At 69.2% G+C, this 19807-nt stretch carries 18 protein-coding genes and 2 pseudogenes; 8 read left to right on the top strand and 12 right to left on the bottom strand.

Annotation, left to right across the window (positions count from 1 at the left end; genetic code table 11):
- Nucleotides 1-34 precede the first annotated feature (34 nt).
- From IE97_RS0114465 to IE97_RS42925, 4 genes and pseudogenes are all read right to left on the bottom strand, one after another.
- Nucleotides 35-1534 carry a class I adenylate-forming enzyme family protein gene (locus IE97_RS0114465; RefSeq protein ID WP_051704961.1) on the bottom strand — a complete coding sequence of 500 codons (1500 nt, stop codon included), beginning with the start codon at nucleotides 1532-1534 and terminating at the stop codon, nucleotides 35-37.
- 52 nt (nucleotides 1535-1586) lie between these two features.
- Nucleotides 1587-3092 (bottom strand): nitroreductase family protein, encoded by a 1506-nt coding sequence (locus tag IE97_RS0114460; RefSeq protein WP_078915082.1) that lies wholly within the window; start codon nucleotides 3090-3092, stop codon nucleotides 1587-1589.
- Between the two features lie 109 nt (nucleotides 3093-3201).
- Nucleotides 3202-3378, bottom strand: a complete 177-nt coding sequence (locus tag IE97_RS0114455; protein ID WP_158708286.1) for a hypothetical protein — start codon at nucleotides 3376-3378, stop codon at nucleotides 3202-3204.
- A gap of 400 nt (nucleotides 3379-3778) precedes the next feature.
- Nucleotides 3779-3928, bottom strand: a pseudogene (locus IE97_RS42925) (mini-circle protein); the annotation flags it as partial.
- Between the two features lie 269 nt (nucleotides 3929-4197).
- Between IE97_RS42925 and IE97_RS38450 the strand changes: the two are divergent.
- Nucleotides 4198-4557 (top strand): annotated as a pseudogene (locus IE97_RS38450) (DDE-type integrase/transposase/recombinase); the annotation flags it as partial.
- A 167-nt stretch (nucleotides 4558-4724) separates the two neighbouring features.
- Here the strand turns inward: IE97_RS38450 and IE97_RS0114445 are convergent.
- Nucleotides 4725-5723 carry a YdcF family protein gene (locus IE97_RS0114445; RefSeq protein WP_158708285.1) on the bottom strand — a complete coding sequence of 333 codons (999 nt, stop codon included), beginning with the start codon at nucleotides 5721-5723 and terminating at the stop codon, nucleotides 4725-4727.
- 731 nt (nucleotides 5724-6454) lie between these two features.
- Between IE97_RS0114445 and IE97_RS0114440 the strand changes: the two genes are divergently transcribed.
- Together IE97_RS0114440 and IE97_RS0114435 are read left to right on the top strand one after the other, a co-directional pair.
- Nucleotides 6455-6766, top strand: a complete 312-nt coding sequence (locus tag IE97_RS0114440; RefSeq protein WP_158708284.1) for a hypothetical protein — start codon at nucleotides 6455-6457, stop codon at nucleotides 6764-6766.
- A 334-nt stretch (nucleotides 6767-7100) separates the two neighbouring features.
- A complete protein-coding gene (locus tag IE97_RS0114435) occupies nucleotides 7101-7652 on the top strand; it encodes a GNAT family N-acetyltransferase (protein ID WP_030238201.1) in 552 nt (183 codons plus the stop codon).
- A 326-nt stretch (nucleotides 7653-7978) separates the two neighbouring features.
- On the opposite strand, the gene IE97_RS0114430 is transcribed toward IE97_RS0114435, so the two are convergent.
- Nucleotides 7979-8449 carry an ATP-binding protein gene (locus IE97_RS0114430; protein WP_030238197.1) on the bottom strand — a complete coding sequence of 157 codons (471 nt, stop codon included), beginning with the start codon at nucleotides 8447-8449 and terminating at the stop codon, nucleotides 7979-7981.
- A 173-nt stretch (nucleotides 8450-8622) separates the two neighbouring features.
- On the opposite strand from IE97_RS0114430, the gene IE97_RS0114425 reads away from it, so the two are divergent.
- Complete coding sequence (locus tag IE97_RS0114425) at nucleotides 8623-8988, top strand: STAS domain-containing protein (RefSeq protein ID WP_030238193.1); 366 nt, start codon at nucleotides 8623-8625, stop codon at nucleotides 8986-8988.
- Nucleotides 8989-9147: 159 nt separating this feature from the next.
- On the opposite strand, the gene IE97_RS0114420 is transcribed toward IE97_RS0114425, so the two are convergent.
- From IE97_RS0114420 to IE97_RS0114405, 4 genes are all read right to left on the bottom strand, one after another.
- Nucleotides 9148-9294 (bottom strand): hypothetical protein, encoded by a 147-nt coding sequence (locus IE97_RS0114420; RefSeq protein WP_158708283.1) that lies wholly within the window; start codon nucleotides 9292-9294, stop codon nucleotides 9148-9150.
- A gap of 62 nt (nucleotides 9295-9356) precedes the next feature.
- A complete protein-coding gene (locus IE97_RS42080) occupies nucleotides 9357-9503 on the bottom strand; it encodes a hypothetical protein (protein WP_158708282.1) in 147 nt (48 codons plus the stop codon).
- Nucleotides 9504-9526: 23 nt separating this feature from the next.
- Nucleotides 9527-10435: a hypothetical protein gene (locus IE97_RS0114410; RefSeq protein WP_030238186.1), complete on the bottom strand. Its 909-nt coding sequence runs from the start codon at nucleotides 10433-10435 to the stop codon at nucleotides 9527-9529.
- Nucleotides 10436-10771: 336 nt separating this feature from the next.
- Complete coding sequence (locus tag IE97_RS0114405; RefSeq protein WP_030238183.1) at nucleotides 10772-11371, bottom strand: DinB family protein; 600 nt, start codon at nucleotides 11369-11371, stop codon at nucleotides 10772-10774.
- A 316-nt stretch (nucleotides 11372-11687) separates the two neighbouring features.
- On the opposite strand from IE97_RS0114405, the gene IE97_RS0114400 reads away from it, so the two are divergent.
- Nucleotides 11688-12647 (top strand): serine hydrolase, encoded by a 960-nt coding sequence (locus IE97_RS0114400; protein WP_030897031.1) that lies wholly within the window; start codon nucleotides 11688-11690, stop codon nucleotides 12645-12647.
- A gap of 433 nt (nucleotides 12648-13080) precedes the next feature.
- Nucleotides 13081-13590 carry a hypothetical protein gene (locus IE97_RS0114395; protein WP_030238176.1) on the top strand — a complete coding sequence of 170 codons (510 nt, stop codon included), beginning with the start codon at nucleotides 13081-13083 and terminating at the stop codon, nucleotides 13588-13590.
- Nucleotides 13591-13601: 11 nt separating this feature from the next.
- Here the strand turns inward: IE97_RS0114395 and IE97_RS0114390 are convergent, their stop codons facing one another.
- Both IE97_RS0114390 and IE97_RS0114385 read right to left on the bottom strand, forming a co-directional pair.
- Nucleotides 13602-14198, bottom strand: a complete 597-nt coding sequence (locus IE97_RS0114390; RefSeq protein WP_030238171.1) for a TetR/AcrR family transcriptional regulator — start codon at nucleotides 14196-14198, stop codon at nucleotides 13602-13604.
- Nucleotides 14199-14221: 23 nt separating this feature from the next.
- On the bottom strand, nucleotides 14222-16285 hold the full coding sequence (locus tag IE97_RS0114385) for a discoidin domain-containing protein (protein ID WP_030238168.1): 2064 nt from the start codon (nucleotides 16283-16285) through the stop codon (nucleotides 14222-14224).
- A gap of 751 nt (nucleotides 16286-17036) precedes the next feature.
- Between IE97_RS0114385 and IE97_RS0114380 the strand changes: the two genes are divergently transcribed.
- Together IE97_RS0114380 and IE97_RS0114375 are read left to right on the top strand one after the other, a co-directional pair.
- The gene (locus IE97_RS0114380) at nucleotides 17037-18521 is read left to right on the top strand and encodes a PHB depolymerase family esterase (RefSeq protein WP_078603226.1); all 1485 of its coding nucleotides are present in this window, start codon (nucleotides 17037-17039) and stop codon (nucleotides 18519-18521) included.
- Nucleotides 18522-19003: 482 nt separating this feature from the next.
- Nucleotides 19004-19639 carry a hypothetical protein gene (locus tag IE97_RS0114375; RefSeq protein ID WP_030238161.1) on the top strand — a complete coding sequence of 212 codons (636 nt, stop codon included), beginning with the start codon at nucleotides 19004-19006 and terminating at the stop codon, nucleotides 19637-19639.
- Nucleotides 19640-19807: the final 168 nt, after the last annotated feature.

Below are 19807 nucleotides of genomic sequence, written 5' to 3'. Positions count from 1 at the left end.
GTGGAGTGGTGCCGAGCGACGGATCCCGGCCGTGTCAGATGGTCGGCCCGTCCTGCGTCTCGGCGAAGAGCTGCCGCGCCGCGCTGAGCCGGGGCTTGCCGAGGCTCGTCTTGGGAAGTCGGTCTACGACCAGGAACCGCTCGGGCACCTTGTAGGCGGCGAGGCGTCGCAGGCACCGGGCCCGCAGCTGCTCCCCGGTCAGGCCCTCCGAACCGGCCACCACCGCCACGAGCATGGGATCTCCGTTGCGCTTGTCCACGGAGAAGACAGCGGATTCCGTCGCCCCGCACTCCGCCAGGACGGCGCGGACCTCCGCCGGGTCGATCTTGCGCCCGCCGAGGTTGATGGCCTTGCCCACCCGCCCCTTCAGCACCAGTCGGCCGCTCTCCAGCAGGCCTCCGTCCCCGGTGCGGTAGAAGCCGTCCGCGTCGAGGCGGCCCTCCAGAACGCCGGGGGCATTCAGATACCGAGATCCCATGGAGGAGCTGCGAACCCGGATCTCCCCCGCCATGCTCTCGTCGCCGGCGCTGTCTGCCCCGCCGCCGAAGGCGAACTCGACTCCGGGCAGCGGGTAACCCACACCTCGGTCCGGACCGGGTTCGGGGTCGTAGGTGAGCGGCCCCGCCTCGGCGACCCCGTAGTAGTTGCACACCGACAGGGAGAAGCGCTCTCGCAGCGCGCGTGCGGTCTCCGCCTTCAGCGGCGCCGCCGAGGACAGCGCACTACGCAGATCGGCGAGCTCGGGGATGTCGGCGTCCCGCCGCAGCAGCGACTCGTACAGGGCCGGGAAACCGGTGAGCCGTGTCGGCGTGACCTGCTTCAGGAACCGGATGACGTGGCCGGAGCTCGGCAGACCGGACGGCACCCACAGAGATGCGCCCGCGAGAAAGGCGGGCAACAGCGAGGTGTTGAAGGCCAGCCCGTTGAAGAGCCCCGCGAAGCAGAGCACCCGCTCCCCTTCGCTCAGTCCGGTCGCCTCCCGCCAGGCCTTCGCTGCGTTGTGCACCGCGGTACCAGAGAACTCGATACAGCTCGGGGATCCGGTGGAGCCGGAGGTGAACCGGCAGACCTCCGTGGTCCCGAGGAGGGCTGGACGGGGTCGGTCGGATCCGGCGGAGACCCGGGTCACCCGCAGGCCGCCGATCGTTGTCGTATCGCATTGGGCGAACTCACCCGGCAGCTCGCGGTCATGGACGAAGGCGTCGATGCCGCATTCCGCCACGACGGTGGTTATCTCCTCGGCGCCCAGGGCCGGGTCCAACAGGAAGGGCACCATGCCGGCATGGAGCAGTCCGGTGTACGTCGCTATGTAGCGGGCGGAGTTCGCCGCGTAGACAGCGACACGGACACGGTCGCCGTCGGCCGCGTCACCGACAGAACCGCCCGCTTTCCACCACATGTCGATCGTCGCGGCGAACCGCTCTGCGGCGGCGCCGAGTTCGCGATAGGTCAGGCTCCCGCTCGCGTCGCCGACCGCCACCCGGTCGGCATGGGCGGCGAATTGCCTGACCAGTACGTCCTTCAGCACACTCATGAACCCTGTTTCCCGTATCCGTGCGTCGCCCTGCCGGCTCCCACTGGTCCCGCTATTCACCGTGCGCATGGGCGGCGGCCAGCCGGTCGATCTTGTGGCCGCCCTCCGCATCGACGCCGAGGGCCATGAGGTACACCACTTCTTCGTCGTCCCCGATGCCGGCCACGTCGCGCAGGCCAGGCCCGTCGAAACCGCCCACAGCCGTCACCGCCACCGAGTTGCGGGCCGCACCCAGATAGATCAGCTGGGCGGCGGCCGAGGCCCGGAAGAGCGCATCCCGCAACACCTGCGGGTGGCCATCCAGAAGCACGCGCTCCCTGGGGATGTGGAAGAGGACGAGGGCCTGGGCATCCCCGATGTGCCGCTGGCCGAAGCAGAGCCGGGTGATCGCGTCGCGGTCGCCGACGACGTCGGAGACCACCAGCCTCACGTCGCCGCTGGGGAACTTCTCCCGGCAGGCGCCCACATTCGCCCCAGGGCCGATGATCAGGGAGATTCTCACGCCGCCATCCCGCTCACCGTTCAGGCGCCGCAGGTCCGTCGGCAGGGCGGTACTGAGCACGCTCATGGTGCGTGCCACCGCCGAGGGGGGCTGATCCTCCGGCGCGAACGCCTTGCAGGAGTAGCGCAACTGTGTCAGACGGCGCCACTCGTGGCGTCCGATCCTCGACGAGGAAGCCAGTCTGTCGCCGGGTGCGACGACCGGGGCCAGTTCCACTGCGGCGGGCAGGTCACCTCCGTCCGGCAGTGCCGCGGGGATCTGTGACCAGCAGAAGTGCTCCAGGTCCCCGTGCGAGTCGGCGGGCGTGCCGCGGGACTGGTCCAGGACGGATAACTCCGTGGAGTCTCCCGTGGGCGCTGCGATCGTGATCACCGAGTGGACCTCCCGATAGGGCAGGAAGTCGTCGATGACGGCTCGGACCGCGGGACGCGGGACGCGCAGCCGCAGCGCCGCATCACCTCTCCCGAGCGCGGTGCCGAGCAGGTTCGTGGCGGCGTGACCAGCGTCGAGATGGGTATAGAGGTAGCCGCGCGGACCGTACTTGCGCATGGACAACCATGGCCTGGCCAGCACCACGATGTGGTCGACGGCATCGGGGCTCTGTCCGTGGGCCAGCGCACGATGGAGCTCCACGGTGCGCATGACAGTGAGGGGGAGCCTGATGCAGACCGCCTGGGCGAGATCGACTCTATAGATCACGGGCCGGGAGGTGCCGCTGGCTGCCTCTGTGGTGACGATGAGGATGTCGTACGGGAACAAGGCACCTGCGGAGGGAACGCTCCGGGCCCCACCCGCCCCCGTGTGCACAAGCGCCTCTTCGACGATGCGCAGGGCGTTGGCCGCACCGGGGCTTCGCACCGCGACCCGCTCATGGCGTGTCACCGGCCTGAGGGCGATCATGTCCAGCCAGGTACGACTGAATGAAGGGCCGCCTTCCTCACGTGTCTCCGCTCGCATTCCGGTCCGCTCACGCGTCTCCATGACCCACCACGTGTCCATGAGAAGTGCCATGTCAATGATTCGCCCAAGTGGCTTGGTGCGCTTGTGATAGGGCACCAACTCCTCGGACGAGCCTCTGGTCGCACGTCAACGTACTGAGGCATTCCTGAGGCAGGAGGCAGTTGAAGAGGCAGGTTGTGATCGGCGTCGCCGAGAGACACGAGTGTCAGCCGGATCTCCTGTCAGCGACGGTGAAGGCAGAGATGCCCGCCGCACCAATGAGCGCCTTCTCGATGCCGGCCGTCGCATCGGGCTCGTACACGTCGTCGTGGAGGGTGACAGTGCCGTCTTCCGCCACGGACAGACGGTTCTGCCCTATCAGCCGGAACAGCACCGCCGCCATCACCCGACGCGGCCCGCCCGTCAGGAACCGCGAGACCGAGCCCTTCGTACAGCATCGCCGTTCCCCCGTAGCCCCGTCTACGCAAGGGGGTTGTTCCCACGGCGGGCAGATCGACAAGCTCACCGGCAGCGGCGTGCCCGCGCTGCGTACCCCCCAACGCCCCACCGGGACACACAGCTTTCTTCAGTCGGGCGGCAGAGCCTCCCCAACCGAAGGCGCACATGATCGTGGGTCAGGAGCAGTCACCGCGTTCGGCCGGGTGCCGCGTTCCCGGCCGGTCTGGGCGTGATCCTCGTGGTCGAGGACGATGGTGTCCTCGGCCTGCCGGGCTCGCACCTGGCCCCGTGGGTTTCTGTCGTCTTCACCAGGGCGGCATCACCGTGCTGCCGGAGTACAACGGGCTGATGAGCCCGGCCATCGTCATCGCCGGCGACGTCGGGATGACGGAGCGGTGCGCGTCCGCCTTGCTCAGGCCAGTGCACTTCCATCACAAGATCTGCCATTGGAGATCCAGCCAGCCGATGAGCGCGGTGCGCTCGTCGGCATGCAAGGGGGGACGTTCAAGCGAAGGTGCCGTTTCCTTCGGACGTTAGGGCGCCCGGGCCCCGACTGTCGTCCAATTTTCAGCTGCGCCCGGAAACTGGCTCCCCACTCCACGGCCAAGCCAACGACGATCCGCCTCGAATCAGTCACAAGATCCGCCGGACAGATCCTAGGTGTGCTGTCCCGGGACGTTGGTGACAGGCGACACGCCTTGAGCGGTCCTCGAACGAGGCGAGGGCCTCTGGATTCGGTGTGGATTGCGACATCTGAACCGGCAAGAAGCTCGGCCGCATCACGGACGGCGGCGGCCACAAAGCCCTCCCCGCGCAGCCGGCCGGGCCAACCAGGACCGCCGCAACGGCGCCGGATACGCCTACCTGCACACCGCCCTGGACGACCACTCCCGCCTGGCCTACACCGAGGACCTGCCCGACGAGAAGTCCGCCACCTGCGCCGGCTTCCTGCAACGGGCAACCGCCTGGTTCGCCGCGCGCGGCGTGACCGTCGAGCGGGTGCTGACCGACAACGCCTGGGCGTACACCTCAGACGTCGAACGACAGGCAGCGTTTCCCGACTGGCTGGACTGGTGCAACTACCACCGACCACACCGGAATCAGCGGCCAAACACCAGCCAGCGCGTCACCAACCTGTCCGGTCAGTCCGGTCAGCACAGCTAGCCGCGCGCACCCCGCGCAGCGAGCTGCACGCACCGGTCGGACAGCCCGGGCAGCCCTCTCCCCTCCTCAGCCGCGCCATGTACGGCGCCTTTGCCAGGACCTCTTACGAGGTCAGCGGCCGGCGCTTCAGTGCTCGAAGACCGCCGTCGCCACCGGCACTGCCAGCAGCAGGCTGAGTCCAACCAGGGGGAGGCGGTCCAGCCACAGGATGGCGGCGAATTCGCGCAGTGTCGCGGCCAGCCAGTAGGCGGGGGCGGTAGGCGCGCCCACGACGTGCACGGGCACGCCGACGCGGCGGGCCAGCAGGGTCGTGCGGTAGACGTGGAAGCCGCTGGTGACCACCGTGGCACGGTGGCCGGGAGTGGTGCCGTCCACGAGGGCCACGCTGAAGCGGAGGTTCTGCCCGGTGTTGACGGAGCGGTCTTCCCGCACGATCCGGTCGGCGGGCACTCCGCGTTCGCGTAGATAGTCGGCCATCGCGTCCGCCTCGGAGCGGACCTCGTCGGCGCCCTGGCCGCCCGAGACGACGAACACCACACGAGGCGTGTCCGGTGCGCGGGCGGCATCGAGCGCGAGGGCGCACTCCAGCCTGCGGGTCAGCAGTGGGCCGGGCCGGTCGCCGTTGAGCCCGGCGCCCAGGACGACGACATGGGTGGTTTCCGGCAGGGGGGCACTACGGCCCCGGACGAACACGTAGCCGGCGAAGACCAGGAAGAGCAGAGTGAGGTATCCCGCGGCCGCGTTCACCGCGACCACGAGGGCACCGAACGCCTGGCCGCCGACCGCGTGGAAGACCGCGTCGAGGCAGAGCACCGCCAGCACCGCGCAGCCGGCGGCCCCGGTCGCCAGCAGGGCTGCCTGCGGTCCGTAGCGCCGGACCAGGAGGACGCCGTCGGCCAGCAGCAGCAGGCCCAGCGCGAGCGCCAGGAGCAGGGCGGCGACGGCGAGGACGGTGGCGATGGTCGGGTGGGCTGCCGCACTTCGAGCGGCCACGCCGAGCCCGGCAGAGGTCACAGCGAGGCAGAACAGGACGGCGGTGGAGAACCGGTGCGGTGCCAGCAGGGCGTTGACGACGCCGCCCGCGGCGAATACGACCGCGGCGAGGTACTCCGGGTACTCCGGCATGTGCCGCACCGCTCTGCTCTCCCGCCCGCCGGGCCGCTGCCCGTACCCGCCCGTCTCTCGCCGCCCGCAGGTTCCCGAACCCGTGCAATACGGCGGACCCCGGTACGGACGGCTGCCGTCCATCCTCCCAGACCCTCTGTGGTGCGCCGAACGCGGGCGGGCAGTGGTGCGTTCTTCGGCGGGACCGGCATGTCGTGCCGGTGGTGCCGCCCGGCGGCCGCGCAGGACGCACAGATGAACGGTGTGCCCTATAGCCGGTGCAGATCCAGCAGGTACGGAAAGCGCGACGCGGCGGACCGCTCCTTCGGGCGACGCTGCACCGATGGACATCATCTGTAACGCGATGTGGTAGCCGGTGCCCTATGTTCGACCGCCCCCACCCGGACGAGCATCCCGAGGAACGCGGTAGGCCGTCGACTTCGTCAGACCGGCGCGGCGCGCCACGTCCCTGGGGTCGTGCCATGGCGGGCGGGCGGGTGGTGCTGTGCTCGTCGACCACCTCGCACAGCGCCGCGACCTCGGTTTCATTGACGCCAGCAAGCCGGAGAGGATTGCAACGAGGTGGAGCGGGCCGGCCGCTTTGGATCCCGGTGTGAGCAGACACAGGACGCGTGCGACAGCACAGAGACGGTGGGCAAGTCCCCGAAATCAGCGGCCCTTCGAAGCGGTGAACTCGCGTAGCGGGGGCACAGGCAGGGCAACGCGTGGGGACACGGCCTGGAAGGGTGACGATGGGTTCGGTCAGTCAGTTGCGACAGCTCAGGGCCTTGTATGCGGGCGGTGTGGTGGCCTGGACCTTCTGCCTGTTGCTGAATCTGGTCCAGGGCAAGGAATCGGCGCGGCAGATGGTCCTGCTGCTGGGGCTGCTCGCCCTCTTCCTCGTCCTGCTGCTGTGGTCAACCTGGTGTCTCTGGGAGACCGGGGGCGCACCGTGGGGCCGACCGGGCCGGGCGCACGGCGAACGCGCACGCCGAGGCGTCCTGATGCGAGCACGGCTCCGGGAAGGGACCTCGACGGCGGCGAACCGCCGGGCCGGCGCCTGACCGGGGCGCCGGCCTGGCAGGTGTTCCGCTTCACGGCGACAGATCAGCGCCGAGGCGAGCAGCCCGCACTTGGGTGATCCCGGCGTCGGCGGGATCAGGAACGTTATCGGGCCTGATCAGGTCACGCTACGGCTCGTAGGCATCGTCCACGGTCTCGCCGGACGCCCCGGTGTAGCGCCTCGGCGACGCACCTTCCCGTCTGGAAGACGCGCGGGTTCCCCCTCGTGCTCAAGGAACCCCAGGGGCCCGACCTGGCTGCGTGAGAGGCCGGGTGACCGCCGCGTACTGCGATGTCCGGGTGAACACCGCACGTGAGTGCGATAGGTTGCCCGCCATGACTGAGCCCGGACTCGTCGCCTGGCCGCCTGCTCCGATCAGGACCGAACGGCTCGTGCTCCGCCAGTCCGAGGCCGCGGACCGTCCGGCGTTTATCGAGCTGTTCGCCTCGCCTGAGGTGCGCACCTACCTTGGCGGCGCTCGCTCGCGTGATGAGCTCGAACACGCGGTGCCCGAACTGCCCGGGCGGCGTCCCGGCGTCTTCGTGGTCGCGCTGGACGGAGCGCTGATCGGCACCATCACGCTTCTCGACAGGCGCGACGCCACACGTCCGGGACACGTCCGCCCCGAGGCCGGGGAAGCCGAACTCGGTTACATGTTCCTGCCGCAGGCGTGGGGCTGCGGGTACGCGGCCGAGGCGTGCGCAGCGGCACTCGACTGGTTCGCCGACGCGTTCCCCCATGAGCCGGTGGTGCTTTGCACCCAGACCGCCAACCACCGCTCGATGCGCCTCGCAGGAAAGCTGGGGTTCACTGAGGTGGAGCGATTCGAAGAGTGGGGAGCCGAGCAATGGTTCGGCGTGTGGTCCCCGGGCACACCGTCCAGCTGATCTACGACGATCCGTTTGCGTCAGGCCGGATCACGGTGCGGTGCCAGACCCCGCGATCCCCAGCAGGGCCGTCGCGCAGCAGAGGCCGGGGCATCTGGGTCAGCTCGGCCAGCTGCGCGATGACGGTGCTGAGGTCCCGGCCCAGGCGACGTCGCGCGCGTAGCCGAATCGTCTGGGCAGCTCAGAGCGTCAGCGTTACTGCGCGGGCCGCCTGGTGGCATCGGCGCAGCAGCAGCAGCGCGAGCCGCAGTGTGGCGCGGACCTCGGCGCCGTCCAGGGGAGGGCGGGCGCCAACAGATGGGGATTGCACGTCGAGGGGCGTTACGTCAGGCTCGGGCGGGAGTGTCGTTGGATACGCCGGTCAGGGCAATGCGGGCCGTGATGCGCTTACCGACCGCCTCCTGCTCGACGGACAGTCCGGCCGTCACCGCCTTGACGATCTCCAGGCCGTGGCCGCCGATCCTGCCGGGGTCCGCAGCCCGGGCCGCGGGGACCGTGGGGTCGCTGTCCCACACGACCACTTCCAGGGCTTCGGCGGTGAGGCCCAGCTCCACCAGGACGGGGCCCGGAGCGTACTTGCAGGCGTTGGTGACCAGCTCGCTGACCACGAGCTGGGCGAGGTCCTTCACACGCGCCGGCACCAGCAGGCCGTAGTCGTCGCCAGCCTGGTCGAGGAAGGCGGCGGCGTGCTGGTGGGCGTCGGCGATGCACCCCTCATCGCCGCCCAGGGCGAAGCCGACGCGCACCAGGTGCCTGTCCGGCGCCATACAGCCATCACCGTCGGCATCAGATTCCACTGGCCTCGCCCTCACTCCCCGTTTCCCGCGCCGGTACCCCCTGCGCCGCCATGCATGCCGGAGGGGTGGTGTTCGAACGCCGCCAAGCGAATGCATCCGGCCGGACGGGTGGGGCAGAATCATCCGCGCGTGTCCTGAACCGGGGACAAGCCTGAATCGCAGTCGAGGAGACCGTGGCCCACATCGAACCAGCGGACCGGCCGGAGCGGCTCTTGGTCGAACACCGCACGCTCTCGGGCATCCGTGTAGTGACGCTGCGGGGCGAGATCGACCACGACGTCCAGGACGTCCTCAGCCAAGCCCTGCTGGCTGAGGACACGACGGTGCCGCTGCGCGTTGTAGCGGATCTCAGTGGTGTGACCTTCATGGACTCCAGCGGCATCAACGTCTTCGTCGCCGCCTACCAGCAAACGAGCGGCACAGGCGGCTGGCTGCGCATCGCCGGGGCACAGGAATCCGTCCTGCGCGTCCTGCAACTGGTCGGCGTCGACGCCCTCATCCCCTGCCACCCCACCACCGAACAGGCCCTGACCCCCTGACCGCTAGCCGGCCTGACGCAAGTCGTACGCTCCGCGCGAGCGCCGCTGCACGGCCGCGGAAAGCTCCTTGCCCACCGGCCCCGGCAGTGGCTTCCCCAGCGCCCAGCCGATCAGCCGACCCGGCCCACGTCCGCGGCCTGCGGCACCGGCAGGGCCGGGTCATGCGGCGTGGCCGAAGGCGGCGGCCGAGGCGAAGACGTCGGGCCCGTACTTGTCGCGGCCGATGCGCGGCTGCATCTGCGGACCTACACCGACGAGAGCGGGTGGGACGGTGAGTGACCTGGTCGACGAGCGCTTCCACCTCATCCTGACGGCGGAGGGTCGGCCGGTGATGCACCGCTGGTGGAGCTGAGGCACACGACCGAGCATCAGTTCGGCTCGTGAATCGGCTCATGGGGCGGCATCGGCGGCGCCCGGATCGTGCTGACCGAGCGCTGCACGACGGCGGTGTGTGCCTCACCGGCGGTGTGCCGCATCTGCGCCACATCGCCCCGCTTCTGCTCCTCGACCACCAACGCCCGGAGGGCGTCGTCGTAGGTCAGCCGAAGCCGCGGAGCGATGTGAAGATGTACCCCAGCAGGACGAGGCAGGAGCTGCCGACTGCAACGATGATCTGCGGAACGCTCGACTGGCTCCCCAGCATCAGGGGACTCCAGCCCCAGAACACCAGCAGGGTCAGCGCAGTGCGCACGGTCTGGAACGGCGCCGACCAGGCCACCTCCTGAAGGTCGTCGGCGTCGGGCACAAGGGTGAACACAAAGGTCAGGATCGCGCCGATGAACCCCATGGCGATGAAAGCGATCAGCGAGCCCATGCCCAACTCGTCATCCTGAAAAGCCCTCCAGCGGTTTTCGGCGAGTGTGCGCAGGTCCTTGCTCTCGTTGATGTAACCGCCGAGATCGGGGTCGGACCGGGCCCACAGGACGTCGACCTCGGTGCCCTTGCCGGGCTTCTCCTGCGTGTAAGCGCCGCGCACGGTGAGCCGTTCGGCACCGCCGGGCACGGATACCACAAGCCGGGACGCGTATCCCTTCACGACGCCGTCGCTCAATTCCTGTCGCGTCGAGTGCCGTTCCACGACCGTCGCGGTGCTCACCTCTGCGCCCGCGTCGCGCAGAGCGTCAAGCTTCTCGCCCGCATTGGCCGAGGTCAGGATGGCCACGGCGAACACGGCGGATGAAAACGCGACGACGGCCCAGAGGGCACCGGTGCGCAGCTTGACCCAGAACTCGTCCGTTAACCCGTCGCCCTTGGGCTCGCCGCGCAGCACCCACAGCGCCACCACCCGCACCACGGCACACCCCACGGCGACAGCACCCCACACGAAGGGTTCGTGCCAGGGCCGGGCCATGGCGGTGGCCCCCAGCAGCCACATGCAGGCGACGGCGGCCGCGACCCACGCCGCGAGCGAGCACAGCCGTACGAGCCATATCAGCGCCGAACGCACAGAACCTCCCGATGGCATGCAAAGCGACCTCACTGCAGCGTGCGCGTCGAGGCGCCGACGTAAACGGCCAGGACGGCAGGAGACCACCCCCGGCGAACCATCTGCATCAGGGTCTCGCTTCAGCTGCTCAACGAGGCCTCCCCGCCGACGCCGGCTCCCTCAGAACACTTCCACCTTGAGCACTACGGAGGTCGATCTCCCCCGGATGGACACCTACCGCCTCAATCCAGGTCAGGCCGACAGCACAGAACGTCATTCACCGACCCCCGGCTCTGCGTGGCCGCAGGCCGCCGCCGGCTGAGAAGGGACCAGTGGGGCCGGCGTCGGCGGGTGAGGTCAGCGGTTGCCGACTTCCCGCGCCACGCGCTCCAGTCGGCTTCGGTGGCCCTCCCACGATGCCTGATCACCTGATGGCATGTTGCCCTTACCCTGCAAGTGCCCGACAGATCCGTCGATGAGTTCTCGCACGATATCGGCGTGGCCGGCATGCCGGTGGGTATCAGAAATCACGCGCACCAGAATGTGGTGCAGTGTCACCTCTCGTCGTCCCTCCGGCCACCACGGGACATGACCGATCGCGTCAAGCGTCAGCGACGCGATCGTGCTGTTGGAGTGCTCCCACGCCTGGCGGTACAGCCCAACGATGTCTTCGCGTGACTCGTCTGCACTGGCCCACATGTCCGAGTTGGGTTCCGCGTCCTGCGTGTACCACCAGGGCGGTGGATCCTCGTCGAAGAACGGCCGCCCGAATGTGTCGCCGAAGTACCCCAGCTCCACACCGGCGACATGTTTGACCAGCCCCAACAGGTTCGTGCCCGTGGGGGTCAGCGGGCGGCGGATGTCGTACTCCGAGAGCCCGTCGAGCTTCCACAACAGGGCATCACGCCCCTCTTGCAGGTATCGGAGAAGGTCCGCTTTCGGGTTCGGTTCGATCATGCCGGGCAGTCTTCCACCCGGCACTGACAGCCGACCTCCATCGAAGGCCCGCCGGGTTGCGTCCAGGGAAGTGATGTACGGGCTCCCACCTGAGCCAGGGGGTTGCCCGGGCATCGGGATGAAGGCCGCATAGACGGACGGCCACCGGCTGATCTTCGAAGTGTCGACCGGACGGTCTGCGCCTGCATGACCTCGCCGGCGAGCGCCTCGGGCTTCGACACGCCTGTCCGGTGTCGATCGCCGTCATTTCATCCGGTTTGTCATATTTTCTGACTAGTTGCTTTCTCTCCATCGGAATGCCGAGGCCTGCCCCGCCATGCCCAAAGGACAGAACCGGACGCCGACGCAGCGCGACCTCCGCGCGCACACGCTCAGGGCATGCGCCGCGACCGCAGTCGTGGTGTCGCTCGCCGCCTGTTCCGCCACCGGCACGCCCTATAAGGCGCAGGCGCCCGTATCGCGGGCGGGTGAGCCGGCTCCCGGGCCTGCGGCACCGCCGCGCGAAGACCGCGGCACGACTCTCGCGAAGGCACTCAGGAGAATCCTGCCGGACGGCAACACACGGCTGTCGGTGGCCGTACTCGGCGAGAGCAGCGGCAACCAGGAGATCGCGTCCTACGGGCATGAGGCGACGTTCGACACGGCAAGCATCGTCAAGGTGGGCATCCTGGTGACCCTGCTGCTTCAGGCACAGGACGACCACCGCGAGCTGACAGCCCCGGAACGTCGGAATGCCGAGGCGATGATCCGCACGAGCGACAACGAAGCGGCGCATGTGCTGTGGCGGGCGATCGGCCATGCGGAAGGCCTCGATGCGGCGAACGAACGACTGGGGCTTTCCTCGACACGGGGCGGCCCCGGCACCAGATGGGGGCTCACGCAGACCACGGCAAGGGACCAGGTCAGGTTGCTGCGCGCGATTTTCTCCCGAGGGCCGGTGGCCCCCGCCCGCTCACCCGTAGGACTGACCGAGGCCTCCCGTGCTTACATCCGCGATCTGATGGGCCAGGTGGCGCAGGGCCAGGACTGGGGGGTGTCCGCGGCCGGTCCGCGGGGCTCCCGATGGGCCCTCAAGAACGGCTGGCTGCAGCGGAGCGCCACTGGCCTGTGGGTCATCAACAGCATCGGTCAGGTCACAGTGCACGGGCGCCGGTACCTGATCTCGGTCCTCAGCGGCGGCAACGCGTCGATGGAAAGCGGGGTCTCGCTGGTCGAGCAGGCGGCGAGGGCAGCGATCGGCGCGGCCGGCGCACACGTCCGCCCCTGGCGACGATAAGCGGTCCGGTGTGGGGGGCGCTTCCGCTTGCCTGGTGTGCCCATGCTTTCCCAGACGACTGTCTCCGCTGGTCGGCGATAGTCCGCCGGCACCGAGACAGAACACCAATGACCGTTTCCAGAGCATCTCGGCGAGGGAGACCAGCGTGCCTGGTGCCGCGGCGGTCGGTGGCGCGATGCCGGAGGCGGCGGGTCCGCAGGAGGCGGTAGCGGGCTTCGGCTGTTGGGGGGAGTGTTCGGATCGCCCCCGGGTGCGGGCGGACGACCTACGATCTCCACCTCACCCGAACCCTGCGTCACGCAATGCCTGGACGCGGCACCGCCGCCACCCGACGGCCTGAGACCGTGCAGTTCCGCCGGGGGCTGATCGAGGAACTGAAGGCCAACGGCTTCGTCGCGGCGTCGCTGCGTCTTCGGATGGGCAGCATGGAAGCATGTCCACGAACGCGAGTGCCGCGTCGGCGGTCGAGGTGTGTTCCCTGAAGCGGGACACACCCCAGTCCGTCCCCGCGAACAGTCCGTACCAGGTCATCCGGTTCCCTTTCGGGGCGGCCGAGTCGAGCGACCGGTCCGCCATGCATCAGGTCAGCCAGCCTGACGGATATGTGATCACTGACTGGCACTCAGACGACCGGTCCGGGTTGATCTGGCCCAGCAAGGCCGGCTGGGGCGACCTGTACGCGATGATCCAGTGGGAGGCCGGGGACTACAGCGAACTGCGGGACCAGTTCGTCCGCGACCCGCTCGGTCTCACCCCTCAGCCCAACGACACCACGGCGACGGAGCACCGGCGGCCGAGCCCAGGCATGCAGTGCTGGGTGAAGCACTGGGGCATCTTCGTGGATCCGGGCACCCCGCTGGCTGTCCGGGCAACCCACGACGACGGCGTGTCTCGGAACATCACCCTCGCGGAGTTCAAACTCGTCATCCATCCCGCTGAATGACCCGTCAGGTTTCAGGGCTCGCGGACCAGGCCGGTGATGTGGGCGGTGATGGTGTCGAGGACGGCCGTCCAGGCGTCGTCCTCGCCGAGTACGAGGTAGTTGAGGGTCAGGCCGTCCGTCATGGCGGCCAGGTAGCATGCCAGGACCGGTGTCGGTACGCGCAGGCGCAATCCCATGGTCTGCCGCAGTTGGCCGATGAGCTCGGTGTACGTCTCGGCGTACAACTCGTACTGGCGTCTTGCCAGATGTCGCAAGCCGGGCTGGCGCAGGGCGTACTGGGTGAGCTCGTAGGTGAGCATGTGCTCGTCGGGGTGGGCGCGGACATGGTCCCAATACGCCTGGAAGCCGGCCCGGACGGTCTCCTCGAGGGTGTTCCGGGGCCGTAGGGCCTCCTTGACCACGGTCGCGTAGTGCCCGGTGATGGTGGTGATGACGGACTCGAGCAGTTGCTGCTTGGAGTCGAAGCAGTAGTGGAAGACGCTCAGCGAGACGCCTGCTTCGGCCGCGATGGACCGGGTCGTCGTCCGGGGGACGCCGTCCCGGGCCATCGCCCTGATCGCCGCTTCGGTGAGCTGTCGCCGCCGCTCGGCGGACGGCAACCGTGCCATGGATCCCCTCTCCCGCGCGGGTGTCAGGTGCTGTGGACGCCGACTTCGTGGAGGGAGTAGCCCCATTCGGTGCCGCGTGCCAGGCCCTGGACGCGGACGTATCTGGCCGGGGTGGCGGTGAACCTGGCCGTGTCCAGGCCCCCGTCACCGGCTGTCGTGGACCAGGCGGTACGCCAGTTCACTCCGTCGGTGGAGAGGTCGACGCGGTACGACTTGCCGTACGCGCGGTCCCAGTCGAGGGTGACCCGCTTGACGAGCCGGGTGGACCCGAGGTCGAGCTTGTACCACTGGTCGTCGCTCCAGTCGCTCGCCCAGCGGGTGCCGCCGTCGCCGTCGACGGCCCGGTCCGGTGCGTAGCTCGTGAACAGGTTCCATTCCGAGGAACTGGCCGAAGCGGTGGAGCCGGTCGCGAGATTGGCTCCGGCCTTGTGGTGCTCGGAGGCCTTCCAGGTGTCGAGGTAGGACTCGGCGCCGCGGAAGAGGTCCTGCACCACGTCCTGGCCGCCGACCCGGCGGATGTCCTCGATCCAGTCCGGGACGAGGCCGTAGTGGGCCGCTCCGTCGGTGTTCAGGTCCCAGGTGCGTTCGCCGGTGGTCTGACGGTCGATGACGGAGCCGCCGTCGACGCTCTTGAAGGGGTAGGTGACCTTGTTGGGGGCGTCCGCTCCGCGCGGGGCCGGCCAGCCGCCGACGCCGTTCATGTCGGTGCCGTAGCCGTAGCCCACGCCGTACTTGTCGCGCAGGGCCTTGGTGCGTTTCGCTTCCGAGATGAAGCCCTCGGAGCCATGCATGTACTGCGCGATGAAGCCGCCGAGGCCGTAGACCCGTTCGGTCCAGTCCAGGTCCATCCAGCTGTGCGAGGAGAGGACGCCGGGGTAGGACGCGGCCTCGAAGATGTCGAGCACCCGGCCGGTGGCCTTGACGCTCATGTGGTCGATCTCCAGCATCATCCCGCGTTGCATCATGCCGCGGACGGCGTACTCGCCGAGTTCGGTGAGTCCTCGGACGTTGCACTGGGCGTCGACGCTGTACGAGGGGACCTCCTCGCCTGCCGGGAGCCTCTTCTCGGCTTCGGCCGCCGAGGCGTTGCCGATGGGGTTGTCGTGCTGCGGGCCCGTGCACTTCTCCGTCTTCCAGAAGGTGCCGGTCGACAGGAACTGCCCGACGTTGATGGCCGTTCCGAGCGAGCCCGAGTCGAAGCGGACCCCGCACAGCGCGTTGTCGAACTTGTGGCAGAGGAACATGCTGCGCACGCCCAGCGCGTGCAGCTCGTCCAGGCCCTTGTCGATGTCCGCCTTGCTGCACTGCGCGATGTCGAGGACCTGCTTGCAGCCGAAGGGCTCGGAGGTCTCGACGCCGAGGACGACGGCCAGCTTGCCCTGTTCGATGACCTCACGGGCCTGGCCACTGTCGGTGACGATCCGGAAGAAGCCCTTGCCGGGCCCCCCGTAGATCTTGTCGATGTAGTCCTGCATGTCGTAGGTCAGCTTGGCCTGGAGCCGGATGGACGTCATCTCGTCGCAGCCGCGGTCCTTGAAGAAGTACACGGAGCAGATGACACCGTTGGTGACGAGGTCGTTGACCAGCACGCGTTGGCCGCCGCGCCAGGCCCGCTCCACCCATGCGTAGTAGTTCTGCTGGTGGGTCAGCGAGTCGTGGGCCGGCCAGTCCTTGAAGGTGGGCCAGCCGACGGGGTCGTGTTTGCCGTCGCCGCCTTTGGTGATGAAGTCGAAGACCGCGAGGGAGCCGTCCGGGTAGTGCTCGGGGCAGTCCTTGAGCGCGTCGGTGATGCCCTGCTCGGAGAACGGCTTTCCGCAGATCAGACGGCCGCCGAAAGCCTCGTTGGAGAAGATGTGGTCGTGCGCGTCGACGAATCCGCGCACGTCGCCCTTGGCGTCGGTGCCGGTGAAGGGCTCGCCCGTGATGTTGATCCGGGAGTCCGGCGCGGGCCGTGCGGCCGGTTCCCACCAGTCGGGGCCGGCCGCCGAGCTCGGTGTCGGGCCCAGCACGACGGCGAGCACGAGCAGGAGGAGCGACACGGCGGTGACGTTCCTGTTTCTGCGGTACGGGCGTTCGGCACTGGTCACGGCCCACGTCCTCGGTCGGCGGGATGGCGCGGTCGACGTCTCGGCCGTCTTTGGCCCGGGGGCCGGGGGGGGGACGACCCGATTGTCATGACCCGCTCATGGTGGGACGAGGATGGCTACTTCCGTTGCACGAGTCAAGAGTCCGGGACAGATGACCTGCTGACGGGAGATCGGTTCGCACCCGGAGGTGACCGGACGCCGCATGTGCGTACGGGGGAGGCCGGGCCCGGGCAGCATCGCGGGGACGGTCTCAGCATGGTGATCAGCTCGAACGCCCGCCTCAGGGACGGGGACGGTGCGGGAGTCGGGCGGACGGTGCCCCGACGCCAGTCAGCTCTCCAGCGCCGTGAAGGCCGTACGGTGGCAGGGCGCGAGCGGGCGCAGTCGGTCCTGGAAGGTGTCGACCAAGGCGTCCGTGTGAGCGCATCCGAGCTCGCCGGTGGCCGGACGCTATGACGCGGGCTCGCGGGGACATATAGGTCTGCTGCCCACCATCTGCCGCCTGACGGTGGGTTCGAACGCCATGCGGCTGAACGGCCGGAAGAAGTTCCGCCTCGCCGGTGCGCTCTGCCATACACGACCGATCGCGCACCGGGCCATGTAGCTCCGTCACACAGGCTGTCGCCACACGTGGCCGTTCCGCCCATGCCGACGCCGGCGGGCTCACGCCGATGATGCACGCCACGCCGGTTCACCGGGCCGGTTCCGGTATCGGCACATGAAGCGTTCCCCACATCAGGAGGCAGTCGTCATGGGACAGTCGCACCCTCCGTTCCGCTTCACCAGGAGCAGCCGCCTCGTCCGGGGTGTCCGCCGCTGGATCACAGCGGCCGCGGGGGCCGTGGTCCTGACCGGTGCCCTGATGACCGTGAGTCCCCAGGCAGCCGCCGCGGATCTGACCCAGGTCACCGGCTTCGGCACCAACCCCGGCAACCTGTCGATGTACACCTACGTGCCCGACGCGCTGCCGGACGGCGCCCCGCTCGTGGTCGCCCTGCACGGCTGCACGCAGAGCGCGAGTGACTACTACGCGCACTCCGGCTGGCCGAAGATCGCCGACACCTACGGTTTCGCGCTGGTCTTCCCGCAGACGGGCAGCGCCAACAACGCGAACTCCTGCTTCAACTGGTTCGAGCCGGGCGACACCTCGCGTGGTCAGGGCGAGGCGCTGTCGATCAAGCAGATGGTCGACAGGGCCGTCGCGCTGTACGGCAGCGACACCCGGCGGGTTCACATCACCGGCCTGTCCGCCGGGGGCGCGATGACCGCGAACATGCTCGCCGCCTATCCGGACGTCTTCGCGGGCGGCGCGATCGGCTCCGGACTACCCGCACGCTGCGCGAGCAGTGTGTCCGCGGCGTACACCTGCATGTACAGTCCGCCGGACAAGAGCCCCGCCCAGTGGGGGGACCTGGTGCGCTCCGCCGCCCCGGCCGGCACGACCTCCTGGCCGCGTGTCGCGATCTGGCAGGGCACCGCTGACACCACCGTCAGGCCCACCAACGCGACGGAGTTGCGCGACCAGTGGACGAACGTGTGGGGCATCGGTCAGACGCCCTCCCGCACCGAGGGTCTCAGCGGGGGTGTCACACTGAGCGTGTACGACGACGCCTCCGGCCGGCCCGCCGTCGAGGTCTACTCCGTCTCGGGTATGGGGCACGGGCTCGCGGTCGACCCGGGCAACGGCGGTGAGCAGTGCGGCAGCACGGGCACCTACTACCTCGACACCATCTGTTCCAGCTACCACACCGCCCGCTTCTGGGGGCTCGACGACGACCGGAGCACCGGTGCCCTGCCCGCACCCAGTGGGATGACGGTCACCGGGATCACCGGCACCACGGTTTCGCTGAGCTGGAAGGCGGTCGAGGGCGCTGCCTCGTACGTCGTCCACCGCGACGGCAAGAAGGTGGACACCACGACGTCGGCCTCCTACACCGACACCGGCCTGGCCACGGGCACGGCGTACAGCTACGCCGCGGCGGCCGTGGACTCGGCGGGTGCGGTGGGGGCCGTCTCCCCGGCGGTGAACGCGACCACGACCGGGTTCACACCCACGTGCCACACGTCCAGCAACTTCGACCACACGGCCGCCGGACGCGCCTACCGGAGCGGCGGTCACACCTACGCCAAGGGCTCCGGTCAGGCCATGGGGCTGTGGAACGCGTTCACCACGCACACCCTGGAGCAGACCGCGCCCGGGCACTACGTCGTGGCGGACTCCGGCTGCTCGGCCTGAGGGTCCGCGCGCCCGGGCGGGCGCCGGCCGGGCGTCGCGGCGGGAGGTCAGCCACCGGCCTCCCGCGCCACGCGCTCCAGGCGGTCACGGTGACTCTCCCACAAGGCCTGGTCATTTGGTGGCATGTTGTCCTTGCCTTGCAGGGACCCGGCCGCACCGTCGATGAGCTCACGCACGATGTCGGGCAGGCGGCGTCGGTATCGGAGTCCCGTGCAGGACGGCGCCCGAGTGGGGCGGCTGCCTCGACCGCGACGACGAAGTCGCCCTCGTTGCCGCCTCGTCGGCATCCGGGTGCCACAACTGGAGACCGGTTCCGGGCACATGACATGACTCGGATCCGGAAGCGACCGGCCTCGCCTGTCCGTACCATCTCTACACCCAGGCATGTCGCGGCACGTTCGGTGTCCCTGCCGGACCGCCGAGACATGGCCCAGGACAGCACTGCCCGCAGCACGGCCACAGGCCGAGGAAAGGTCAGCACCATGCCCGAGACAACAACGCCCGCCACTGAACTGGCATCGCAGTACATCGCCCAGGTGACCGGCGACCTCGAAGCGAACGTCAAGGAGCAGGAGCGCGTCAGTGCGGAAATCGCCTCCCTGCAGGAACAGCTCGCCGCACTGCAGCGCGACCACGCCGTGCTGATGAACATGCAGCAGGCACTCGGCATCACGGCGGCTCCGGCCGAAGCCGCGGTCGACTCCCGGAGCGTCACGGTTCCCTCTCCACGGCGCACAAAGACCGACGCGACGCCCCGCGGGAAGAAGAAGGCGCGCAAGTCAACGGCCGCGCCTCGGAAGAACCCTGCCAAGAAGCCCGCAGCCAAAGCGCAGGACGCCACGAAGGGAGCCCAGCCCACCTTGGTCGAGCTGATCCGACGCCACCTCGCCGAGCAGACGGAACCGCGCTCCGCCGCGGAGATCGCAACAGCGCTCAGCGAGGCCCACCCCGGTCGCGACATCACCGCCAAGGTCGTACGGGTCACGCTCGAGGGACTCGTGGCCAAGAGCCAGGCCGAGCGCAGCAAGCAGGGCAGGTCCGTCTTCTACACCGCCCCGGCGTCGGAGCCGACGGCTGCGCCCGAGGCCGGGGCGCAGCATGCAGGCGCCGATCGCTGACGACGGCGGGTGCAGCGCGGCTCCGGGTGGCGGACGGGCATCCGGTGCGGATCGTGCCGAGTACTCGGCTGGTCGCCCACTCCCCTACCGACACCGCTGTCTCCGCCGCGGCGTGAGGAGCGGCTCGCCGCTGTCCGGCCGTACCGGGGCAGTGGTGCACAGTGGAGT

Source organism: Streptomyces sp. NRRL S-455 (assembly GCF_000717875.1).
GTDB lineage: Bacteria > Actinomycetota > Actinomycetes > Streptomycetales > Streptomycetaceae > Streptomyces.
Note: the sequence above shows the minus strand (reverse complement) of the source record. Positions and strands in the feature narration are given on the sequence as shown.